The sequence below is a fragment of the Streptomyces purpurascens genome, from assembly GCF_045040895.1.
GTDB lineage: Bacteria > Actinomycetota > Actinomycetes > Streptomycetales > Streptomycetaceae > Streptomyces > Streptomyces purpurascens.
On the sequence record NZ_CP108341.1, the window covers coordinates 3,197,862 to 3,218,870 of the forward strand.

16 protein-coding genes and 2 tRNA genes are annotated in these 21,009 nt (G+C 69.3%); 2 read left to right on the forward strand and 16 right to left on the reverse strand.

Translation table 11 applies throughout. The features are described from left to right. Positions 1–49: 49 nt before the first annotated feature. The 10 genes from OHU35_RS14540 to OHU35_RS14585 form a co-directional block, all read right to left on the reverse strand. Positions 50–658, reverse strand: coding sequence for a hypothetical protein (locus OHU35_RS14540; RefSeq protein ID WP_189723578.1), 609 nt, complete (start codon positions 656–658; stop codon positions 50–52). A gap of 21 nt (positions 659–679) precedes the next feature. Further along, positions 680–1,882 (reverse strand): rod shape-determining protein RodA, encoded by a 1,203-nt coding sequence (gene rodA, locus OHU35_RS14545; RefSeq protein ID WP_359894306.1) that lies wholly within the window; start codon positions 1,880–1,882, stop codon positions 680–682. Further along, positions 1,879–4,125 (reverse strand): penicillin-binding protein 2, encoded by a 2,247-nt coding sequence (gene mrdA, locus OHU35_RS14550; protein WP_405505524.1) that lies wholly within the window; start codon positions 4,123–4,125, stop codon positions 1,879–1,881. The genes rodA and mrdA overlap by 4 nt, the downstream gene beginning before the upstream one ends. Positions 4,126–4,189: 64 nt before the next feature. Next, entirely contained in the window at positions 4,190–4,861 is a 672-nt protein-coding gene (gene mreD, locus OHU35_RS14555) for a rod shape-determining protein MreD (protein ID WP_184592633.1), read from the reverse strand. A 13-nt stretch (positions 4,862–4,874) separates the two neighbouring features. Beyond that, on the reverse strand, positions 4,875–5,822 hold the full coding sequence (gene mreC, locus OHU35_RS14560; RefSeq protein ID WP_405505525.1) for a rod shape-determining protein MreC: 948 nt from the start codon (positions 5,820–5,822) through the stop codon (positions 4,875–4,877). A gap of 144 nt (positions 5,823–5,966) precedes the next feature. Continuing rightward, a complete protein-coding gene (locus OHU35_RS14565) occupies positions 5,967–6,986 on the reverse strand; it encodes a rod shape-determining protein (RefSeq protein WP_121888712.1) in 1,020 nt (339 codons plus the stop codon). A gap of 265 nt (positions 6,987–7,251) precedes the next feature. Continuing rightward, positions 7,252–7,665, reverse strand: coding sequence for a nucleoside-diphosphate kinase (ndk, locus tag OHU35_RS14570; protein ID WP_184592637.1), 414 nt, complete (start codon positions 7,663–7,665; stop codon positions 7,252–7,254). 65 nt (positions 7,666–7,730) lie between these two features. Beyond that, positions 7,731–8,096 (reverse strand): DUF4233 domain-containing protein, encoded by a 366-nt coding sequence (locus tag OHU35_RS14575; protein WP_189723586.1) that lies wholly within the window; start codon positions 8,094–8,096, stop codon positions 7,731–7,733. A 5-nt stretch (positions 8,097–8,101) separates the two neighbouring features. Then, complete coding sequence (locus OHU35_RS14580; RefSeq protein ID WP_189723588.1) at positions 8,102–9,622, reverse strand: folylpolyglutamate synthase/dihydrofolate synthase family protein; 1,521 nt, start codon at positions 9,620–9,622, stop codon at positions 8,102–8,104. 146 nt (positions 9,623–9,768) lie between these two features. Continuing rightward, positions 9,769–12,399 carry a valine--tRNA ligase gene (locus OHU35_RS14585; protein ID WP_359894301.1) on the reverse strand — a complete coding sequence of 877 codons (2,631 nt, stop codon included), beginning with the start codon at positions 12,397–12,399 and terminating at the stop codon, positions 9,769–9,771. A 138-nt stretch (positions 12,400–12,537) separates the two neighbouring features. On the opposite strand from OHU35_RS14585, the gene OHU35_RS14590 reads away from it, so the two are divergent. Then, the gene (locus OHU35_RS14590) at positions 12,538–13,479 is read left to right on the forward strand and encodes a hypothetical protein (RefSeq protein ID WP_359894299.1); all 942 of its coding nucleotides are present in this window, start codon (positions 12,538–12,540) and stop codon (positions 13,477–13,479) included. A gap of 63 nt (positions 13,480–13,542) precedes the next feature. Here OHU35_RS14590 and clpX read toward each other — a convergent pair whose 3' ends face one another. From clpX to OHU35_RS14615, 5 genes are all read right to left on the reverse strand, one after another. Beyond that, positions 13,543–14,829 (reverse strand): ATP-dependent Clp protease ATP-binding subunit ClpX, encoded by a 1,287-nt coding sequence (gene clpX, locus OHU35_RS14595; protein WP_020271910.1) that lies wholly within the window; start codon positions 14,827–14,829, stop codon positions 13,543–13,545. A 180-nt stretch (positions 14,830–15,009) separates the two neighbouring features. Continuing rightward, on the reverse strand, positions 15,010–15,717 hold the full coding sequence (locus tag OHU35_RS14600; RefSeq protein WP_308400922.1) for an ATP-dependent Clp protease proteolytic subunit: 708 nt from the start codon (positions 15,715–15,717) through the stop codon (positions 15,010–15,012). 109 nt (positions 15,718–15,826) lie between these two features. Then, a complete protein-coding gene (locus OHU35_RS14605; protein ID WP_030818448.1) occupies positions 15,827–16,432 on the reverse strand; it encodes an ATP-dependent Clp protease proteolytic subunit in 606 nt (201 codons plus the stop codon). Between the two features lie 280 nt (positions 16,433–16,712). Next, positions 16,713–18,089 (reverse strand): trigger factor, encoded by a 1,377-nt coding sequence (gene tig, locus OHU35_RS14610; RefSeq protein WP_189723596.1) that lies wholly within the window; start codon positions 18,087–18,089, stop codon positions 16,713–16,715. Between the two features lie 201 nt (positions 18,090–18,290). After that, positions 18,291–18,367 (reverse strand) — tRNA-Pro (locus OHU35_RS14615). A 162-nt stretch (positions 18,368–18,529) separates the two neighbouring features. Between OHU35_RS14615 and OHU35_RS14620 the strand changes: the two genes are divergently transcribed. Beyond that, a tRNA-Gly gene (locus OHU35_RS14620) sits at positions 18,530–18,600 on the forward strand. 91 nt (positions 18,601–18,691) lie between these two features. Here OHU35_RS14620 and OHU35_RS14625 read toward each other — a convergent pair. Continuing rightward, positions 18,692–20,941: a serine/threonine-protein kinase gene (locus OHU35_RS14625; RefSeq protein ID WP_405505528.1), complete on the reverse strand. Its 2,250-nt coding sequence runs from the start codon at positions 20,939–20,941 to the stop codon at positions 18,692–18,694. Positions 20,942–21,009: the final 68 nt, after the last annotated feature.

Below are 21,009 nucleotides of genomic sequence, written 5' to 3' on the forward strand. Positions count from 1 at the left end.
GACCGGCCGGGACAGCAGTGGTGAGCGCCCCCCGAGAGGGTCGTGACGTTCAGGTCGTCAGCAGGGCCCGCATCTCCTCGCCGTCCGGGAAGGGCACCTCCTTCGCCGTCCGGGAGACGAGGTACACATGGGCGTCCTCGAACTGGTGGTACGACAGCGGCTCCGGGCCCTGTCCGACGATCAGCACGTTGTGCTCCAGGCGCCAGCTGACGTACCGGGTGTCGTACCTGGGTTGCCGGATGTCATGGTTCGGCAGGCCCAGCCGCTCGGTGAAGCGCTGCACGACGGTGCCGAAGTGGGCGTCGAACTCCGGCCGCCAGGCGCCCTCCTCGCTGGTCCAGCCGGGGAGGGCGCCCCAGCAGTCCTCGTCGAGCAGGCCGCCGTCGACCGAGTAGAGGTAGGCGAACGGCAGGTAGAGGGAGCCGTCGCCGTCGCAGGTGACGAAGTGGCCCTGCGGGGTGACGTGGGTGGCGTCGGGGACATCGGGGGTGTCCTCGTACGCCGGTCCCCGCACCGCCTGCGACCACTCGGGCCAGCCGGCCTCACGCAGCCGCGCCTCGATGGCGTCGTCGTCGGTCAGGTCCAGCTCCGCCAGCGCCAGGAGATGGCTCACCAGTTCCTCGGTCACCAGGCACTGGGCCACATACTCCCCGGACATTCCGCTCCCCCGTTCAGGTCGCTAGGCCGACATCGGCCGCTGCACCCGGATCGACTGCAACAACCCGACCGCTATCCACACGGCGAACATCGACGAACCGCCGTACGACACGAAGGGCAGCGGCAGGCCGGTGACCGGCATGATGCCGAGCGTCATGCCGACGTTCTCGAACGTCTGGAAGCCGAACCAGGCGACGATGCCCGCGGCCACGATCGTGCCGTACAGGTCGCTGGTGTCCCGGGCGATGGCGCAGGCCCGCCACAGGACGATGCCGAGCAGCAGGATGATCAGGCCGCCGCCGAGGAAGCCCAGTTCCTCCCCCGCCACGGTGAAGACGAAGTCCGTCTGCTGCTCGGGCACGAACTGGCCGGTGGTCTGCGAGCCGTGGAAGAGGCCGGAGCCGGTCAGTCCGCCGGAGCCGATGGCGATCCGGGCCTGGTTGGTGTTGTAGCCGACGCCTGCGGGGTCGAGTTCGGGGTTGGCGAAGGCGGCGAAGCGGGCGATCTGGTAGTCGTCGAGCACCCCGAGCTGCCAGACGGCGACCGCCCCGAGGGTGCCCGCGCCGAGCAGGCCGAACACCCACCGGTTGGACGACCCGGAGGCGAGCAGCACGCCGAGCACGATGATGACCATGACCATGACCGACCCGAGGTCGGGCATGAGCATCACGATCAGCATGGGCACGGCGGCCAGGCCCAGGGCCTGCACGACCGTGCGGTGATCGGGGTACTGCTTGTCGCCCGCGTCGACCCTGGCCGCGAGCAGCATCGCCATGCCCAGGATGATCGTGACCTTCACGAACTCCGAGGGCTGCAGGGAGAAGCCGCCGGGGAGCTTGATCCAGGAGTGGGCGCCGTTGATCGTGGAGCCGAGCGGGGTGAGCACCAGCAGGATCAGCAGGACCGAGAGGCCGTACAGGATCGGCACGGCCGTGCGCAGGGCGCGGTGGCCGAGCCAGATCGTGCCGGCCATCAGGGCGAGGCCGATGCCGGTGTTCAGCAGGTGCCGGACGAGGAAGTAGTACGGGTCGTCCTGGTTGAGCTCGGTGCGGTTGCGGGTCGCCGAGTAGACGAGGAGCGTGCCGAGCAGCGACAGGGCCAGCGCCGACAGCAGGATCGGCCAGTCGAGCCGCCGCACGACCGAGTCACGGGCGAGGAGCCGGGTCCAGCCGGAGCGCTCGGGCCCGTAGCCGGAGACCTGGAAGCTGTTCACACCGCCGGTCATGCCGCCCACCCCCGGTTTCCCCTCCGGCGCCGCCGCCTTCGGGTGTCGCGGTTCTCCGGCGTCGGCGGGGCGGCCGTCGCCGGCTGGAGCGGGTCGGCCGGGGCGTTGGGGTCCTTCTTCTTGGCCTGCTGGTCCTTGGCCGGGTCCTTGGAGACCTTCGGGGAGAAGATGGTGCCGTCGGTCTTGACCTTCGGCAGGGCCTCCTGCGGGGTGGGCAGCAGGGCCTTCTTCTTGTCGATCTTGCCGTCCTCGGAGACGCCGTACAGCGCGTTGTAGATGTTGCGGACGGCGGGGCCCGAGGCGCCGGAGCCCGTACCACCCTGCGCGATGGTCATGACGACCGTGTAGTCCTTGGTGTAGGTGGCGAACCAGGAGGTCGTCTGCTTGCCGTAGACCTCGGCCGTACCCGTCTTGGCGTGCATCGGGATCTTGTCCTGCGGCCAGCCGCCGAACCTCCAGGCGGCCGTACCGCGGGTGGCGACTCCCGCGAGGGCATCGTCTATCCGGTCGCGTGTCGTCTTCGTCATCGGCAGCCTGCCGTGCGACTTGGGCTTGATCGGCGAGACGGTCTTGCCGTCGGCGCTGATGACGGCCTTGCCGACGGAGGGGTCGTAGAGGGTGCCGCCGTTGGAGATGGCCCCGTAGATGGTGGCCATCTGGATCGGCGTGACGAGGGTGTCGCCCTGGCCGATGGAGTAGTTGACGGAGTCACCGGCGCGCAGGCGGTTGCCCTCGAGGCAGTTCTCGTAGGCGATCTTCTCGGCGTAGCTGCCGTTGCGCTTGCCGGTGCGGCACCAGACGTCCTTGTTGGCCTTCCAGTAGTCCAGCTTCCACTGGCGGTCGGGGATGCGGCCGGTGACCTCGTTGGGCAGGTCGATGCCGGTCTCCTTGCCGAGGCCGAACTGGTGGGCGGTCTTGTAGAACCAGTCGTTGGTCTTCTTCTTCGGCTTGGCTCCGCCGTCGCGCTTCCACTCCTCGTGGGAGAGCCGGTAGAAGACGGTGTCGCAGGAGACCTCCAGGGCACGGCCGAGGCTGATCGGGCCGTATCCCTTGGACTCGAAGTTCTTGAAGACCTGGCCGCCGAGGGAGAACGAGCTGGAGCACTGGTAGGGGCCGTCGAAGGAGTAACCGGCGTTGATCGCGGCGGCGGTCGGGACGACCTTGAAGATCGAGCCGGGCGCCGACTGGCCCTGGATCGCGCGGTTCAGCAGCGGGTAGTTGGAGCTCTTTCCGGTGAGCCGCGCGTAGTCCTTGGCGGAGATGCCGCCGACCCAGGCGTTCGGGTCGTAGTTCGGGTTGGACGCCATGGCGACGACCCGGCCGGTCTTGGCCTCCATCACCACGACGGCACCGGAATCGGCCTTGTAGTTGGTGCCGGTGTTCCGGTCGTTCTGCTTGCGGGCTTCCTTCATGGCCTCGTTCAGCTGGTACTCGGCGATCCGCTGGACGCGGGAGTCGATGCTGGTGACGAGGTTGTCGCCCGGGTGGGTGGGGTCGGCCTCGGCCTGGCCGATGACGCGGCCGAGGTTGTCGACCTCGTAGCGCGTGACGCCGGCCTTGCCGCGCAGCTCCTTGTCGTACTGGCGTTCCAGCCCGGAGCGGCCGACCTGGTCGGAGCGCAGATACGGCGAGTTGGTGTTCTGCGCCTGCTTGATCTCCTCGTCGGTGACCGGCGAGAGGTAGCCGAGGACCTGGGCGGTGTTGGCCTTGCCCGGGCTCGGGTAGCGGCGCATGGCCTCCGGCTCGGCGGTGATGCCGGGGAAGTCCTCGGCGCGCTCGCGGATCTGCAGGGCCTGCTTGGCGGTGGCCTCGTCGGTGATGGGGATGGGCTGGTAGGGCGAGCCGTTCCAGCAGGGCTGGGGCGTCTCGGAGTCGCACAGCCGGACCTTCGCCATGACCTCCTTGGGCTTCATGCCCAGGACCTTGGCGAGCTTGGTGAGGACGTCCTTGCCGTCGTCCGGCATCTTCAGCAGGTCGGTACGGGAGGCGGAGACGACCAGCCGGGTCTCGTTGTCGGCGAGGGCCACACCGCGCGCGTCCAGGATCGAACCCCGGACGGCGGGCTGGACGACCTGCTGGACGTGGTTCCCGGACGCCTCCTTGGCGTACGCCGCGCCCTCACGGATCTGGAGGTACCACAGGCGTCCGCCGAGCGTGAGCAGGAGAGAGAGGACGAGAACCTGGATGACGACGAGCCGGATCTGGACCCGGGTGTTCCGGCCGGTCTCGGGAATGTTGGTCACGGGTGCTGCCTCCCCCTCTCCCTACGCGTACGAGTCTGTGATGACGGGATGAAGTCCCCTGCGTTCACAGCCGCTTGACCCCCTTGATGCGCCCGGCCCGCGCCATCCGGGCCCGGGCGGCCTTCACCCGCAGCCCGTTGCGCTGGCTGCCGATCTTCAGGCCGGTGCCGCCGGAGAGCCAGCCGGAGGAGATGTCGGTGGCCTTGGCGCCGGAGCCGGAATCGGCGAGCGGATCGTTCTCGGCGCGCCGGGCCAGGGCCATGATCCCCGGCACGACGAACGGGGCGAGCAGCAGGTCGTACAGGGCGGCCGTGAACAGCAGGCTGCCCAGGCCCACATGGCGGGCGGCGGTGTCACCGACGAGGGCGCCGACCCCGGCGTACAGCAGGGTCGAGCCGATGGCGGCGGCGACCACCACGACCATGGGGCCGGTGGCGGACTTCAGCCGGCCCGACTCGGGCTTCGCCAGGCCGGCGAGATAGCCGATGACGCACAGCACGAGGGCGTACCGCCCGGCGGCGTGGTCGGCGGGCGGGGCGAGGTCGGCCAGCAGGCCCGCGCCGAAGCCGACGAGGGCGCCACCCATATGGCCGTACACCAGGGCCAGGCCGAGGACGGTGAGGAGCATCAGGTCGGGCACGGCACCCGGCAGGTGCAGGCGGGCGAGGACGCTCACCTGGATCACCAGGGCGACGACGACCAGGGCGGAGGAGAGCAGGATCCGGTTGACGCGCATGAGGTGACAGCTCCTACTGCTCTTGCTGGTTCTGGCCGTCTGCGGGTGCCTCGGCGGACGGCGTCACGGTCACCGTCACCGTCGGCCTGGGGGTGGGCTTGGGTTTGGGCGGGAGCACCGTGTCGCGCGGGTCCTTCTTCGGGACGTCGACGACGACACCGACGATGTCGAGCTTGGTGAAGCTCGCGTACGGCGTGACATAGAGCGTGCGGGTCAGGCCGCCGCCGGACGGGTCGACACGGGAGACCACGCCGACGGGCACGCCGGGCACGAACGGCCGGTCGGCCTGCGAGCCGAAGGTGACCAGGCGGTCGCCCTTCTTCACCTCGGCCTTGCCGTTGAGGAGTTCCACGCGCAGCGGGCGGTCGCCCTGCCCGGAGGCGAAGCCGAGCTCGTCGCCGGCCTCCATCCGCGTACCGACCGTGAAGTCAGGGTCGCTGGCCAGCAGGACCGTGGCGGTGTGGGGCCCGACGGTGGTGACCCGGCCGACGAGCCCGTCCCCGTTCAGGACGGTCATGTCGCGCTTGATGCCGTCGTTGGCGCCGACGTCGATGGTGATGGTCCAGGAGAAGCCCTGCGCGGCCCCTATGGCGATGACCTGGGCGCCCTTGATGCCGTACTGGCCGGTGCCTGCGACCTTCAGCATCTTGTCGAGCTGCTTGAGGCGGCTGCGGCTGCGGTCGTCGCTGCCGAGTCTCGCCTTCAGGGCCGCGTTCTCCTCTTCCAGCACGGCGAGCCGGTCGTGCCGTTCGCCGGATTCACGGATGGCGGATACCGCGTTGCCGACCGGGTCGACCGCGGCCGAGACACCGCTCTCGATCGGGCCGAAGACCGTCGCCGCGCCCTGCCGGGCACCGTCGACGGGCGAGTCCTCTCCACCGCGGATGTCCACCGTGATCAAAGCGAACGCGATGGCGATCAGCAGCACCAGGAGCAGCCGACTCTCTCGTGTGTCCCTCACGTGCGGCGGCCGTGCCCTTCCTCATAGGAATTCGGGGAGCCCCAGGGAAACCCAAGGGGCTGCTTTGTGGGAGCTTATGCCTCTATATCAACGATCCGCCGCACGAGAGGAGATCGTCCCGTACGGCGGAATCGAAGAGTTATGTCATCTGCGCGGCTGGGCGTCCAGCACCTGCTGGAGCGCCTCGAACTCCTCGACACACTTACCGGAACCGAGAGCCACACTGTCCAGCGGATCCTCGGCGATATGGATCGGCATGCCGGTCTCCCGGCGCAGCCGCTCGTCCAGGCCCCGCAGCAACGCCCCGCCGCCGGTCAGAACGATTCCTCGGTCCATGATGTCGCCGGACAGCTCCGGCGGACACTTGTCGAGGGTCGTCTTGACGGCGTCGACGATCGCGTTGACCGGTTCCTCGATCGCCTTGCGGACTTCGCCGGCGGAGATGACGACGGTCTTCGGCAGCCCGGACACCAGGTCCCGGCCGCGGATTTCGGTGTGCTCGTCGGAGTCGAGGTCGTACGCCGAACCGATCGTGATCTTGATTTGCTCGGCCGTCCGCTCACCCAGCAGGAGGGAGTACTCCTTCTTGATGTGCTGGATGATCGCGTTGTCCAGTTCGTCGCCCGCCACGCGGATGGACTGGGCGGTGACGATGCCGCCGAGGGAGATGACCGCGACCTCCGTGGTGCCGCCGCCGATGTCGACCACCATGTTGCCCGTGGCCTCGTGGACCGGCAGGCCGGAGCCGATGGCCGCGGCCATGGGCTCCTCGATGATGTGCACCTGGCGGGCGCCGGCCTGGGACGACGCCTCGATGACGGCGCGGCGCTCGACGCCCGTGATGCCCGAGGGCACACAGACGACGACCCGCGGACGAGCCAGATACCTCCGCTTGTGGATCTTCAGGATGAAGTAGCGGAGCATCCGCTCGGTGATCTCGAAGTCGGCGATCACGCCGTCCTTCAAAGGACGTACGGCAACGATGTTGCCGGGCGTGCGCCCGATCATCTTCTTCGCTTCGGCCCCGACCGCGAGGATGCCACCGGTGTTGGTGTTGATCGCGACGACGGACGGTTCGTTGAGTACGATCCCGCGACCCCTGACGTACACCAGCGTGTTGGCGGTCCCGAGGTCGACAGCCATGTCACGGCCGATGAACGACATTGAGTTCCCCATCAGGATTCGTCTGGCCTTCCCACTAGCTTTTGAGGGCTTTTCAGGTAGGCAAAGGTGGGTGCTGTGACGTGAAGGCTTCCATCGTAGACGCGCCTTCGCGAACACTGCGGGAGGGTCTCCGCCAATGTCAGCAGATGCTGTGCGGGTTCGCTTGTGGAGACGGGCGTTCGGGGGCGATCGTTCCCTCGATCGGCACGTATATGCCAGGAAAGTCCGGGAGCGCCGCTCCCGGACTTTGCTCGCCCTTCGCGCTTTAGGCGCGACCCGGGAAGAAGATCTTCACTTCCCGCTCGGCGGACTCCTCCGAGTCCGAGGCGTGGATCAGGTTCTCGCGGACGATGACGCCGTAGTCGCCGCGGATGGAACCGGGCGCGGCCGCGATCGGGTCGGTCGGGCCGGCGAGCGCGCGCAGCCCCTCGATGACCCGCTCACCCTCCACGATCAGCGCCACCACCGGACCGGAGGCCATGAACTCCACCAGCGGCTCGTAGAAGGGCTTGCCCTTGTGCTCGCCGTAGTGCTGCTCCAGCGTGTCCTGGTCCAGGGTGCGCAGTTCCAGCGCGGTGATCCGCCAGCCCGCCTTGCGCTCGATGCGGCCGATGATCTCGCCGGTCAGGCCACGCCGGACGGCGTCGGGCTTGAGCAGGACGAGGGTGCGCTGGGTCACGACGGGCTCCTTATGCGTCAAGGTTTTACGGAAAGACGAGATTACCCGGCGTGTCGGGGCGCTCGTTACGCAGCGTCAGGTGTGGAGGAGCCCGAGGGACCCGCCTGGGCCGCGAATCTCGCCTTCGCCTCGTCCACCTTCCGCCCGTAGTGCACGGACGCCCACCACAGGGCCGCGAAGATCGCGCCCAGGAAGAACATGATCGGCACGACGAAGCCCGACGCGATGAGCGCGAGCTGCAGCGCCCAGCCGAGCACGACCCCGCCGGGGCGCGTCACCAGTCCGCACAGCACCAGGCACAGGAACATCGCGACACCGCTGACCGTCCACACCGTCGCCATGGACAGATCGGGATCCTTCATGGCGACCAGACCGGCGAAGCCGATGACGAAGAACTCGCCGATCAGGGTCGAAGAACAGAGCGTACGCACGGGTCTCAGCCCTTCCCCAGGAGCAGTCGGGCCTCGCCGACGGTGATGACGGAACCGGTGACGAGCACACCGCCGCCCGCGAACTCGCCCTCCTCCTCGGCGAGCGTGATCGCGGCCTCCAGCGCGTCGGGCAGCCGCGGCTCGACCTGGACGCGGTCGTCGCCGAACACCTCGACGGCGATACCGGCCAGCTCGTCGGCGTCCATCGCACGGTGGCTGGAGTTCTGGGTGATCACGACTTCGGCGAACACCGGCTCGAAGGCCTCCAGCAGTCCCCGTACGTTCTTGTCGCCGCTCGCGCCGACGACCCCGATGAGGCGGCTGAACTGGAAGGCCTCCCCGATCGCCTCGGCCGCCGCCCGGGCACCCGCCGGGTTGTGGGCGGCGTCGAGCACGACGGTCGGCGACTTCCGCACGACCTCGAGCCGCCCCGGCGAGGCCACGGCGGCGAACGCCTTGCGGACCGCGTCCAGGTCCAGCGGCTCGGCCCGCTGCGCGCCGACCCCGAAGAACGCCTCGACTGCGGCGAGCGCGACGGCCGCGTTGTGCGCCTGGTGCGCGCCGTGCAGCGGCAGGTACACCTCCGGGTACTCACCACCGAGGCCACGCAGTGTCACCAGCTGCCCGCCGACGGCCACCTGCCGGTCGACGACGCCGAACTCCAGACCCTCCCGGGCCACAGTGGCGTCCACCTCGACGGCCTTCTTCAGCAGCACCTGCGCCGCATCGACCGGCTGCTGCGCCAGGATGACGGTCGCGCCCTGCTTGACGATGCCGGCCTTCTCCGTGGCGATCTCGGCGTGCGTGGAGCCGAGCCGGTCGGTGTGGTCGAGGTCTATGGGCGTGACGACGGCGACGTCACCGTCGATCACGTTGGTGGCGTCCCAGGAGCCGCCCATGCCGACCTCGACGACGGCGACGTCCGCGGGCGCGTCGGCGAAGGCCGCGTAGGCCATACCGGTGAGCACCTCGAAGAAGGACAGCCGGTACTCCTGCTGCGCGTCGACCATCTCGATGTACGGCTTGATGTCCTGGTACGTCTCGATGAACCGCTCGGCGGAGATGGGGGCGCCGTCGAGGCTGATGCGCTCCGTGATCGACTGCACGTGCGGCGAGGTGTAGCGGCCGGTGCGCAGCTCGAAGGCGCCGAGCAGGGCCTCGATCATGCGGGCGGTGGAGGTCTTGCCGTTCGTCCCCGTGATGTGGATCGACGGGTACGACCGCTGCGGCTCGCCCAGGATGTCCATCAGCGCGGCGATACGGCTGACGGAGGGCTCCAGCTTGGTCTCGCCCCAGCGCGTGGCGAGCTCCGCCTCGACCTCGCGCAGGGCCTTGTCCACCTCGGGGTCGGCGGGCCGGGTCGGGATGTCGGCCTCGGGCGGGCCGCCCTGGGTGCGGAGGGTTCGGCTGCCGGCTTCGATGACCGCGAGGTCGGGGTCGCGGGTGGTCTCCTCCGCGATGATCTCGTCGAAGTTGTCGAGGGGGTCGGGCTGGTCGTCGCTGTGGTCTGGAGGGAGCTCGCTCACGGGGCCCAGTCTACGGAGGGGCGGTGACATTGTTCGCTGTGGGCGGGTGCGGGTCCGTGGGGGCTGGTCGCGCAGTTCCCCGCGCCCCTGACCACGTGGAGGCCCCGGCGCTGACAGCACCGGGGCCTCCACGACCGTACGAACCCTTACGCCTGCGGCAGGCGATCCAGCTGTGCCTGGATCCGGGCGATGTCCTCCTCCGCCTTGGCGAGGCGGGTGCGGATCTTGTCCACGACGTGGTCGGGGGCCTTCGCCAGGAACGCCTCGTTGCCGAGCTTGCCGGTCGCCTGCGCCTTCTCCTTCTCCGCCGCCGCGAGGTCCTTCGCGAGGCGCTTGCGCTCCGCCGCGACGTCGATCGTGCCGGAGAGGTCGAGGGCGACCTCGGCGCCCGCGACCGGAAGGGTCGCCGTGGCCGTGAAGGCGTCGCCCTCCGGCTGGAGCCGGAGCAGCTGCCGGATGGCCGCCTCGTGGGTCGCGAACGGCGTGCCGTCCAGCGTCAGCCGGGCCGGAACCCGCTGGCCCGGCTGGAGGCCCTGGTCGGCGCGGAAGCGGCGGACCTCGGTGATGACCGACTGGAGGCTCTCGATCTCCCGCTCGGCACCGGCGTCCCGGAAGCCGCTGTCCTTCGGCCAGTCGGCGATGACGACCGACTCGCCGCCGGTGAGCGTGGTCCACAGGGTCTCGGTGACGAAGGGAACCACCGGGTGCAGCAGCTTCAGCGTGACGTCGAGGACCTCGCCCAGGACCCGCTTGCTGACCTCGGCCGCCTCGCCGCCCGCCTGGAACGTCGTCTTGGACAGCTCGACGTACCAGTCGAAGACCTCGTCCCACGCGAAGTGGAACAGGGCGTCGGACAGCTTCGCGAACTGGTAGTCCTCGTAGAACGCGTCGACTTCGGCGACGACCGAGTTGAGCCGGGACAGGATCCAGCGGTCGGTCGACGACATCTTCGCCGGGTCCGGCAGCGGGCCGTCCACCGTCGCGCCGTTCATCATCGCGAAGCGCGTCGCGTTCCAGATCTTGTTGGCGAAGTTGCGGGACCCCTGGACCCAGTCCTCACCGATCGGGACGTCGACGCCGGGGTTGGCGCCCCGGGCCAGGGTGAAGCGCAGGGCGTCACTGCCGTACTTGTCCATCCAGTCCAGCGGGTTGACCGCGTTGCCGAAGGACTTCGACATCTTCTTGCCGAACTGGTCGCGGACCATGCCGTGCAGGGCGATGGTGTGGAACGGCGGGGTGCCGTCCATCGCGTACAGGCCGAACATCATCATCCGGGCGACCCAGAAGAAGAGGATGTCGTAGCCGGTGACCAGGACGGAGTTCGGGTAGAACTTCGCGAGCGACTCGGTCTGTTCGGGCCAGCCCATCGTGGAGAACGGCCACAGGCCGGAGGAGAACCAGGTGTCGAGGACGTCGGTGTCCTGGCGCCAGCCCTCGGCCTCGGTCCCGGGCGGCTCCTCGCCGGCGCCGACGCAGACGACCTCGCCGTTCGGCCCGTACCAGACCGGGATGCGGTGGCCCCACCACAACTGCCGCGAGATGCACCAGTCGTGGAGGTTGTCGACCCAGTCGAAGTAGCGCTTCTCCATCTCCTGCGGATGGATCTTGACGCGCCCGTCGCGGACGGCGTCACCGGCGGCCTTCGCGAGCGGACCGACCTTGACCCACCACTGCATGGACAGGCGCGGCTCGATGGTGGTCTTGCAGCGCGAGCAGTGGCCGACGGAGTGGACGTAGGGCCGCTTCTCGGCGACGATCCGCCCTTCGGCGCGCAGGGCCGCGACGATCGCCGACCGCGCTTCCAGCCGGTCCAGGCCCTGGAAGGGGCCGTGCGCCGTGATGACCGCGTGCTCGTCCATGATCGTCAGGGCCGGGAGGTCGTGGCGCTGACCGATCTCGAAGTCGTTCGGGTCGTGCGCCGGGGTCACCTTGACGGCGCCCGTGCCGAACTCCGGGTCGACGTGCTCGTCGGCGACGACCGGGATGGAGCGGTCGGTCAGCGGCAGCTTGACCAGCTTGCCGATCAGGTGCTTGTACCGCTCGTCCCCGGGGTGAACGGCGACGGCCGTGTCACCGAGCATCGTCTCGGCGCGGGTGGTGGCGACGACGATGGTGTCGTCCCCGTCGCCGTACTTCATGGAGACGAGCTCGCCGTCGTCGTCCTGGTACTCCACCTCGATGTCCGAGATGGCCGTCAGACACCGGGGACACCAGTTGATGATGCGCTCGGCGCGGTAGATGAGCTCGTCGTCGTAGAGCCGCTTGAAGATGGTCTGGACGGCCTGGGACAGGCCCTCGTCCATGGTGAAGCGCTCGCGCGACCAGGCGACGGCGTCGCCGAGGCGGCGCATCTGGCCGCTGATCTGGCCGCCGGACTCGCCCTTCCACTGCCAGACCCGCTCGACGAAGGCCTCACGGCCCAGGTCGTGCCGGGACTTGCCCTCCTTGGCGAGCTCCCGCTCGACGACGTTCTGCGTGGCGATACCGGCGTGGTCCATGCCGGGCTGCCAGAGCGTCTCGTAGCCCTGCATGCGCTTACGGCGCGTCAGCGCGTCGATGAGGGTGTGCTCGAAGGCGTGCCCGAGGTGCAGGCTGCCCGTGACGTTCGGCGGCGGGATGACGACGGTGTACGGGGGCTTGTCGCTCTTCTCGTCCGCCTCGAAGTAACCCCGCTCTACCCAGCGCTCGTACAGCGGCCCCTCTACGTCGGCCGGCGCGTACTGGGTCGGCAGGTCGGTGCTGGGCGCTGGTGGCTGCTGCTGAGCGTTCTCGGTCACGGGGGTCAGTTTAGAGGTGTCACTCCCCCGTCCCGAAACTCGTTTGCTTTGTAACGGTGGGGGCCCCGATGCCATGCACACGACGGGTCTGCGCCAGGATGTCTGGAACACATAAGCATCTGGAGGGGAACCCAGAACATGAGCTACAACCAGCCGGGCCCGTACGGCGGGCAGCCCCAGCAGCCCGGACCGTACGGCCAGCCCGGTCCGTACGGCCAGCAGCCGCAGGCGCCCCAGCCCGGCTACGGCTACCCCCAGCAGGCCCCTCCGCCCCAGCCCGGCTACGGCTACCCGCAGGGTGCCCCGCCCCAGCAGCCCGGCCCCTACGGCCAGCAGCCCCCGTACGGCCAGCAGCCGCAGCCACCCTACGGCCAGGCCCCCTACGGCGTCCCGCAGCCCCCGGCCCCGGGCGGCGGTAAGAAGAAGACGGGCATCATCCTCGGCGCGGTCGCGGTCGTCGCGGCCATCGGCGTGGGCGCGTACTTCGTGATCGGCGGGGGTGGCGGCCTGGAGGACGACGGGCCGCACAAGCTGTCGACCCCGGCGACGGTGCTCAGCGAGTACAAGCGCACCACGAAGGACGGGCAGACCGCCGGAAACGCCTCGGATTTGGAGAAGAGCGGCGTCAAGGGCGCCAAGACCGCTGCGGGCCTCTACTCCACGGTGGACCTGAGCAACTACGACCCCGACGATCCCTCGTCCGCGGCGAAGATGGCGTCGGCCAAGACCCTGACGGTGGCCGGTGCCTACGGTGAGATCTCCGACCCGGAGGCGACGCTGGACCTGTTCTTCGCCAACTTCAAGAAGTCGTCCGAGAAGGAGGCCGCGTCCGGGTCCACGAAGCCCGAACTGATCGGGGAGCCCGAGGAGGCCGACCTCGACGGCGCGGCCATGAAGTGCCAGTCGGCCAAGTCACAGGACCAGCTGACCAAGAAGGAGAAGGTCAACTGGTTCTGCGCGTGGGCCGACTACAGCACCATCGCCATCGTGTCGCCGGCTGAGGCGGCGCAGGGCGTCACCCAGGACGTGGCGATCGACCTCACCACCAAGGTCCGCGAGGAAGTCCGCGTCAAGGCCTGACGCCGGCAACGACGAAGGCGCCCGGCACAAGCTGTGCTGGGCGCCTTCGCGTGCAGTGGGTGACTAGGCGGTCTTCTGCTCGCCCGGGCCGCGTCCGCGCGCGTCCCGCGGAATCAGCGTCGGGTTGACGTTCGACTGGACGACGTCCGCCGTGATGACGACCCGGGCCACGTCCTTGCGGGACGGGACCTCGTACATCACGCCCTGGAGGACCTCCTCCATGATGGCCCGCAGGCCACGCGCGCCGGTCTGGCGGAGGATCGCCTGGTCGGCGATGGCCTCGAGGGCCTCACGCTCGAAGTCCAGCTCCACACCGTCGAGTTCGAAGAGGCGCTGGTACTGCTTGACGAGCGCGTTGCGCGGCTCGACGAGGATCTGCAGCAGGGCCTCGCGGTCGAGGTTGTGGACCGAGGTGATGACCGGGAGCCGGCCGATGAACTCGGGGATCATGCCGAACTTGACCAGGTCCTCCGGCATGACCTCCTGGAACTGGTCCTTGGACTCCATCTCGCGCTTGGAGCGGATCTGCGCGCCGAAGCCGATGCCCTTGGCACCCGCCCGGGACTCGATGATCTTCTCAAGACCGGCGAAGGCACCGCCCACGATGAACAGCACGTTCGTCGTGTCGATCTGGATGAACTCCTGGTGGGGGTGCTTACGGCCGCCCTGCGGCGGGACCGAGGCCGTGGTGCCCTCCAGGATCTTCAGCAGGGCCTGCTGGACGCCCTCGCCGCTCACGTCGCGCGTGATCGACGGGTTTTCACTCTTCCTCGCGACCTTGTCGATCTCATCGATGTAGATGATCCCGGTCTCGGCCTTCTTGACGTCGTAGTCGGCGGCCTGGATCAGCTTGAGGAGGATGTTCTCGACGTCCTCGCCGACGTATCCCGCCTCCGTCAGCGCCGTGGCGTCGGCGATCGCGAAGGGGACGTTCAGCATGCGCGCGAGGGTCTGCGCGAGGAGGGTCTTCCCGGAGCCCGTGGGGCCGAGGAGGAGGATGTTGGACTTCGCCAACTCGATGGCGTCGTCGCGGCCGTTCCCCCCGCCGTTCTCACCGGCCTGGACGCGCTTGTAGTGGTTGTACACCGCTACGGAGAGGGCCTTCTTGGCGGCCTCCTGGCCGACCACGTACCCCTCGAGGAACTCGTAGATCTCGCGAGGCTTCGGGAGTTCCTCCCAGCGGACCTCGCTGGTCTCGGCCAGCTCTTCCTCGATGATCTCGTTGCAGAGGTCGATGCACTCGTCGCAGATGTACACACCGGGCCCTGCGATGAGCTTCTTGACCTGCTTCTGGCTCTTGCCACAGAACGAGCACTTGAGCAGATCGCCGCCGTCACCGATGCGTGCCACGGTGTGCTTCCCCTTCGCCTGGGAGACGACTGGACGTCGACGTCCAGCGGCTCCTGGTGCAGCCTTATGTCCGACGGTACCTTGCCGGGCCCCTCGTTCGGGCCCCCCTTGGCGCGGTTCACTTTGACGTGGACCGTGCCAAACCGTGCCAAGGGGCGGCAGACGATACAGCCTCTCGCCTCAGCGCAGGCTCGAGTTGTCCATCTTCCGGGTGCTGATGACCTGGTCGATCAGTCCGTAGCTCAGCGCGTCCTCGGCCGTGAGGATCTTGTCGCGCTCGATGTCCTCGCGGATCTTCTCGACCGGCGTGGTGGAGTGCTTGGCCAGCATCTCCTCCAGCTGCGAGCGCATCCGCAGGATCTCGTTCGCGGCGATCTCCAGGTCGGACACCTGGCCGCGGCCGGTCTCGCTGTACGGCTGGTGGATCAGCACGCGCGCGTTCGGCAGGGCCATGCGCTTGCCCGCCGTGCCGGCGGCCAGCAGGACGGCGGCGGCGGAGGCGGCCTGGCCCATGCAGACCGTCTGGATGTCCGGCTTCACGTACTGCATCGTGTCGTAGATCGCGGTGAGCGCCGTGAAGGAGCCGCCGGGGCTGTTGATGTACACCGAGATGTCACGGTCGGGGTCCATCGACTCCAGGCACAGCAGCTGCGCCATGACGTCGTTGGCGGAGGCGTCGTCGATCTGGACGCCGAGGAAGATCACGCGCTCCTCGAAGAGCTTCGCGTACGGGTCGTACTCGCGGATGCCCTGGGAGGTGCGCTCGACGAAGCGCGGAATGATGTAGCGGGACTCGGCCTGCGGGCCGGTGTAGCGGCCCTGCGAGGCGCTCATGTCCTGCACGGCGTTCATACGGTCGTAGATCCCGCTGCCGGGGAACTGGTTCACGGTGTCTCCTGAAAAGGGCTGAGGCGGTCGGCTGGGGCTGTCTGGGGTCGCTGGGGCCCGGGAGGGCTCCGGGGGCCTCACGGGGCGCCACAGGCCCCGTGGGGACCTCTCAGGCCCCGGTGCCGCCGCCGCCCGGCATACCTGCGGCCGTGGGGATGACGTCGTCGATGAGGCCGTACTCCTTGGCCTCGAAGGCGTCGAACCAGCGGTCGCGGTCCGAGTCGCGGGTGATCTGCTCGACCGACTGCCCCGTGTGCTGGGACGTGAGCTCGGCCATGCGCTTCTTGGTGTGCAGCAGCCGCTCGGCGTGGATCTTGATGTCCGAGGCCGAGCCGGCCAGGCCGGCGGAGGGCTGGTGGATCAGGATCTCGGCGTTCGGCAGCGCGAAGCGCTTGCCGGGGGTGCCCGCGCTGAGCAGGAACTGGCCCATCGAGGCCGCGAGACCCATGGCGATCGTCACCACGTCGTTCTTGATGAACTGCATCGTGTCGTAGATCGCCATACCGGCCGTGATCGAACCGCCGGGGCTGTTGATGTAGAGGTAGATGTCCTTGTCGGGATCCGCGGCAAGGAGCAGCAGCTGTGCGGTGATCTTGTTCGCGATGTCGTCGTCGACCGGCTGGCCGAGGAAGATGATCCGCTCGTTGAGCAGCCGGTTGTAGACCTGGTCACCGAGGCCACCACCGATGGAAGGCTCGCCGGCGGCGGAGGGCATCAGATTCGTCACGTATCCACCTGCTCGTCTTACGACGGCGCCGGGCCGTCTCACGTTTCCCTGCGGGGCTGGAGCCGTTCGCAGACTCCACTGCCCTCGTATTCATGGACCCTAACGCGCGGGTCCCTTCGGGGAATCCCGGAGATGGGAGTGTTCGCCGGGGGCGTAGCGACTTGGGCGCTTCGGTCCGCACCTGGGTCAGTGACGCCGACGGGCCCCGAGAGGCACTGTGTGTCTCTCGGGGCCCGTCCTTACGGCGTTATCAACCAGGTACCGGGGCTCAGCCCTCGGTCTTCTCCTCGGCGGACTCGGCGGCCTCGGCCTCGGGGGCCTCGGTCTCCTCGTCCTCGTCGTCCAGGTCGACGACCTCGCCGTTGGTGTCCTTGACCGCGGCCTTCTCGACCACGACGGCCAGGGCCTTGCCGCGGGCGACCTCGCCGACCAGGAGCGGAACCTGACCGCCCTCGACGACGGCCTGGGCGAACTGGTCGGGGGACATGCCGGAGGAGGCGGCGCGCCGCATGAGGTGCTCGGTGAGCTCCTCCTGGCTGACGTTCAGCTTCTCCTGCTTGACGAGCTCGTCGAGCACGAACTGCGTCTTGATGCCCTTGACCGCGGCTTCCTTGGTCTCGGCGTCGAACTCCTCGACCGTCTTGCCCTGGATCTCGAGGTACTTCTCGAGGTCGAGGCCCATCTGGCCGAGCTGGTGGTGCTCGAGGTTGTGCTTGCGAGTGTTGACCTCGTCCTCGAGCAGCTTGTCCGGGACCGGCACCTCGACCAGCTCGAGCAGCTTCTCCAGGACACGCTCCTGAGCCTGCGTGGCCTGGTCGTACTGCTTCATGTTCTCCAGGCGCTTGCGGCTGTCGGCGCGCAGCTCCTCGATGGTGTCGAACTCGGAGGCGAGCTGCGCGAACTCGTCGTCCAGCTCGGGCAGTTCACGCTTGGCGACCTGGGTGACCTTGACGGTGACCTCGGCCTCCTTGCCGGCCGCCGAGCCGCCCTTGAGCTCGGAGGTGAAGGTGGCCTCGCCACCGGCCTCCACGCCCTTCACGGCGTCGTCGATGCCGTCGAGCAGCTCGCCGGAGCCGATGGTGTAGGAGACGCCGTCCGCGACGCCGTCCTCCAGGACCTCGCCCTCGACCTTGGCCTCGAGGTCGATCGTCACGACGTCGCCGTCCTCGGCGGCACGCTCGACCGGGGCGGTGGAGGCGAAGCGCTCGCGCAGCTCCTCGACCGCCTTGTCGACGTCCTCCTCGGTGACCTCGACCGCGTCGACCTCGACCTCGATGCCGGAGTAGTCCGGGATCTCGATGGAGGGACGGATGTCGACCTCGGCGGTGAAGTTCAGCGTCTCGCCGTCCTTCAGCTCCGTGATGTCGACCTCGGGCTGACCCAGCGGGTTCAGCTCGGCCTCGTTGACCGCGTCGGTGTAGAACTTCGGCAGCGCGTCGTTGACGGCCTCCTCCAGCACCGCACCGCGGCCGAACCGCTGGTCGATGACCCGGGCCGGGACCTTGCCCTTGCGGAAGCCCTTCACCGTGACCTGCTGGTTGATCTTCTTGTACGCCGCGTCGAGGCTGTCCTTGAGCTCCTCGAAGGGCACCTCGACAGTGAGCCGAACCCGAGTCGGGTTCAGGGTCTCCACGGCGCTCTTCACGGTTCGGTCTCCTTGTGGCTGACTTCTTGGGTTCTGCCGGGGCCAGAACGGCCCGGCGGATTTCGCCGCCCGGAGACTTCAGACGCTGAGACACACGGGCGTGCAGCTTGCATAGTAACGGCAGCGACTACACCGCCCAAAAGGCGATCACATGAGTGACCGGGCGACGATCACTCAGGTGACTCGAGATGATCGGATGGCTGGTCGGGGTGGCGGGATTTGAACCCACGGCCTTCCGCTCCCAAAGCGGACGCGCTACCAAGCTGCGCCACACCCCGTCTGGTGCGACACGTAGGGTACATGGCGCGAGGCCGTACGGCCGCCGTATTTCCCCTGCGTCGGCGCCGGGAAGGTCCGGATGCGAATGCGGTGTGCGACGAGGGCGCACAACCCGCTACGATGCTTGCGTGCCGAGGTCACCCGACCTGGGCGCGCACCGTGCGGGCGTAGCTCAATGGTAGAGCCCTAGTCTTCCAAACTAGCTACGCGGGTTCGATTCCCGTCGCCCGCTCTGAACGGCTCGGGCCCGGTTCTTCGGAACCGGGCCCGAGGTGTTTTCCGGTGCCTGAGGGATTTCGGGTGCCCAGGGGATTTCCGGGGATTCAGAGGTGCCGTACGTCCACCGTGTAGACGGAGCGGACGCCGTACGGGACGTACAGGGCGTCGCCGACCAGGACGAGCGGGGCGCCCGAGGTGACGAGCATGCTGTCGGTTCTGCCGCCGTCGTCGCGGCCGGGCCGGGTGGCCTCGACCTCGCCGGTGCTCGCGTCCAGGGCGGCCAGGCGGCCGCTGGGGGACGCGACGTACACGTGGGTGGCGGAGGCGGTCGGCGGCCCCTGCTGCTCCACGGTGGAGTTGGATTCCCACAGTGTCCGGCCGGTGCGCGGCGAGACCGCGCGGATGCCGCCGCTTTCGCGCGTGAAGTAGACCGTGCCGCGGATCAGGTACGCCTGCGCGTCCTCGGGCCGGGGCTGTGCGAGCCGTCGCACGGTGAGCACGCGCGAGGAGACGTCGATCAGGGTCAGGCCGCGGTCCGTGGAGAAGGTGTCCGCGAGTACGAGGCGTCCGTCGTGCTGGCCGAGCAGGTACTGGGCGCCCTTGGCCTCGACGGTCCAGCGGGCCTCTCCGGTGGCCGGGTCGATCTGGGAGACGGTGGTCCGGGAGGCTCCTTTTTCCGACAGGCCGATCACGCAGACGAGGTAGGCGCGGTCGGCCGCCGGGCGCAGCAGGCAGTCGGCCGGGGCGTCGGGGCCGTGCGGCTTCGGTTGTCTCCAGCGGACGTCGCCGGTCTCGGCGTCGAGCAGGGCGTACTGGTCACCCCCGGAGCCGTAGAAGGTGACCACACCCTCGGGGACGGCCGTGGCGGCGTCCTGTGTGCTGTCGGGGAGGGACGCCGACTCGCCGGTGCCCGTTACGGTCCGCCAGAGCTCCTTGCCGGTGCCGGCGGCCAGGGCGTACACCGTGTAGCTGAACCGGGGGCCGGCCGCCGTCTCCCCCTCCTCCGCCTCGTAGGCGTAGACGTGATGGTCGGCGGTGCCGATGAGCGCGCCCTCGCTGCTGCTGGACGAGCCGTCGGGTGTGGGGTCGACGGGCCGGTCCCAGGTGTTACGGCCGCCGGCGAGATCGAAGCGGGTCGCCATGAGGCCGGAGCCGGCGCACACGAGGGAGGTGTCGACGGCCGCGCAGCCCGCGAGAGCGCTGTCGGCGCCGCCCAGGAGGCGCTCGCTGCCCTTGGGGGCCTTCGCGGCGGTGGCCCAGGACTTCCAGCCGTCGGGGAGGTCGCTGGGGGCGGCGGCCGAGGGGCCGGGGTCGCTGTCGCGGGAGAGGGCGACGGTGAGGACCACGGTGGTGGCGGCCAGTACGGCGGCCACGGCCGTCCCGGCTGCCGCGGTGAGGAGGTACCGGCGTCTGCGGCCGCCGCGCGGCCCGGCGGGCTCGGGCGGCGGGTCGGCGAGCGGGGTGTCGCGCTGCGGCGCGGCCGCGGGGGCACGCCGGGGCGGAACGGTTCTCGACTCCTCGGCGGCCGGGGGCACCGCGCCCGGGTCTCCGTCGCGCAGCAGGGTCAGGAGTTCGTCGGCGGTCACGCGGGACTTGGGGTGCTTCTCCAGGCAGAGGCGTACGAAGGGGAGCAGTTCGTCCGGTACGCCGGCGAGGGCCGGTTCGCCCTCGACGACCCGGACCGCCGTCTCGTAGGGGCTCGGGCTGTCGAAGGGGCCGCGGCGGGTGGCGGCGTAGGCGAGGACCGAGCCGAGGGAGAAGATGTCGGCGGCCGGGCCGACGTCCTGCGGGGAGGAGAACTGCTCCGGCGACATGTAGGGCGGGGTGCCCATGACGCGCCCGGTCTGGGTGAGGACGTCGGCGGCGGCGAACTCGGCGGCGCGGGAGATGCCGAAGTCGATGACGCGGGGGCCGTCCTCGGCGAGCATCACGTTGGCCGGCTTCAGATCGCGGTGGACGACTCCGGCGCGGTGGATGTCGCGCAGCGCCTCGGCGAGGCCGGCGGCGAGTTCACGCAGCCGGGGTGCGGGGAGCGGGCCGTGCTCGCGGACGTGGGTGCCGAGGTCCGCTCCCGGTATGTAGAGCGTGGCCATCCAGGGGCGCGACGCGTCGGCGTCCGCGTCCACGACGGGAGCTGTGAAGGCGCCGCTGACCTGTCGGGCCGCGGCCACCTCGCGGCGGAAACGGGCGCGGAACTCGTCGTCGTCGGCGTACTGGCCGTGCACCACCTTGACGGCGAGGCGCCGGCCGGAGGCCGAGCGGGCCAGATAGACCACACCCATGCCGCCGGAGCCGAGGCGGTCCTCGATGCGGTAGCCGCCCACCTCCACCGGGTCAGAATCGCGCAGCGCCATCCCCGTACGTTCCCCCCGTCACGCACTGTCCCGTCGGGAGGAGGGTATCCGCACGCCCCTCGGGCCCG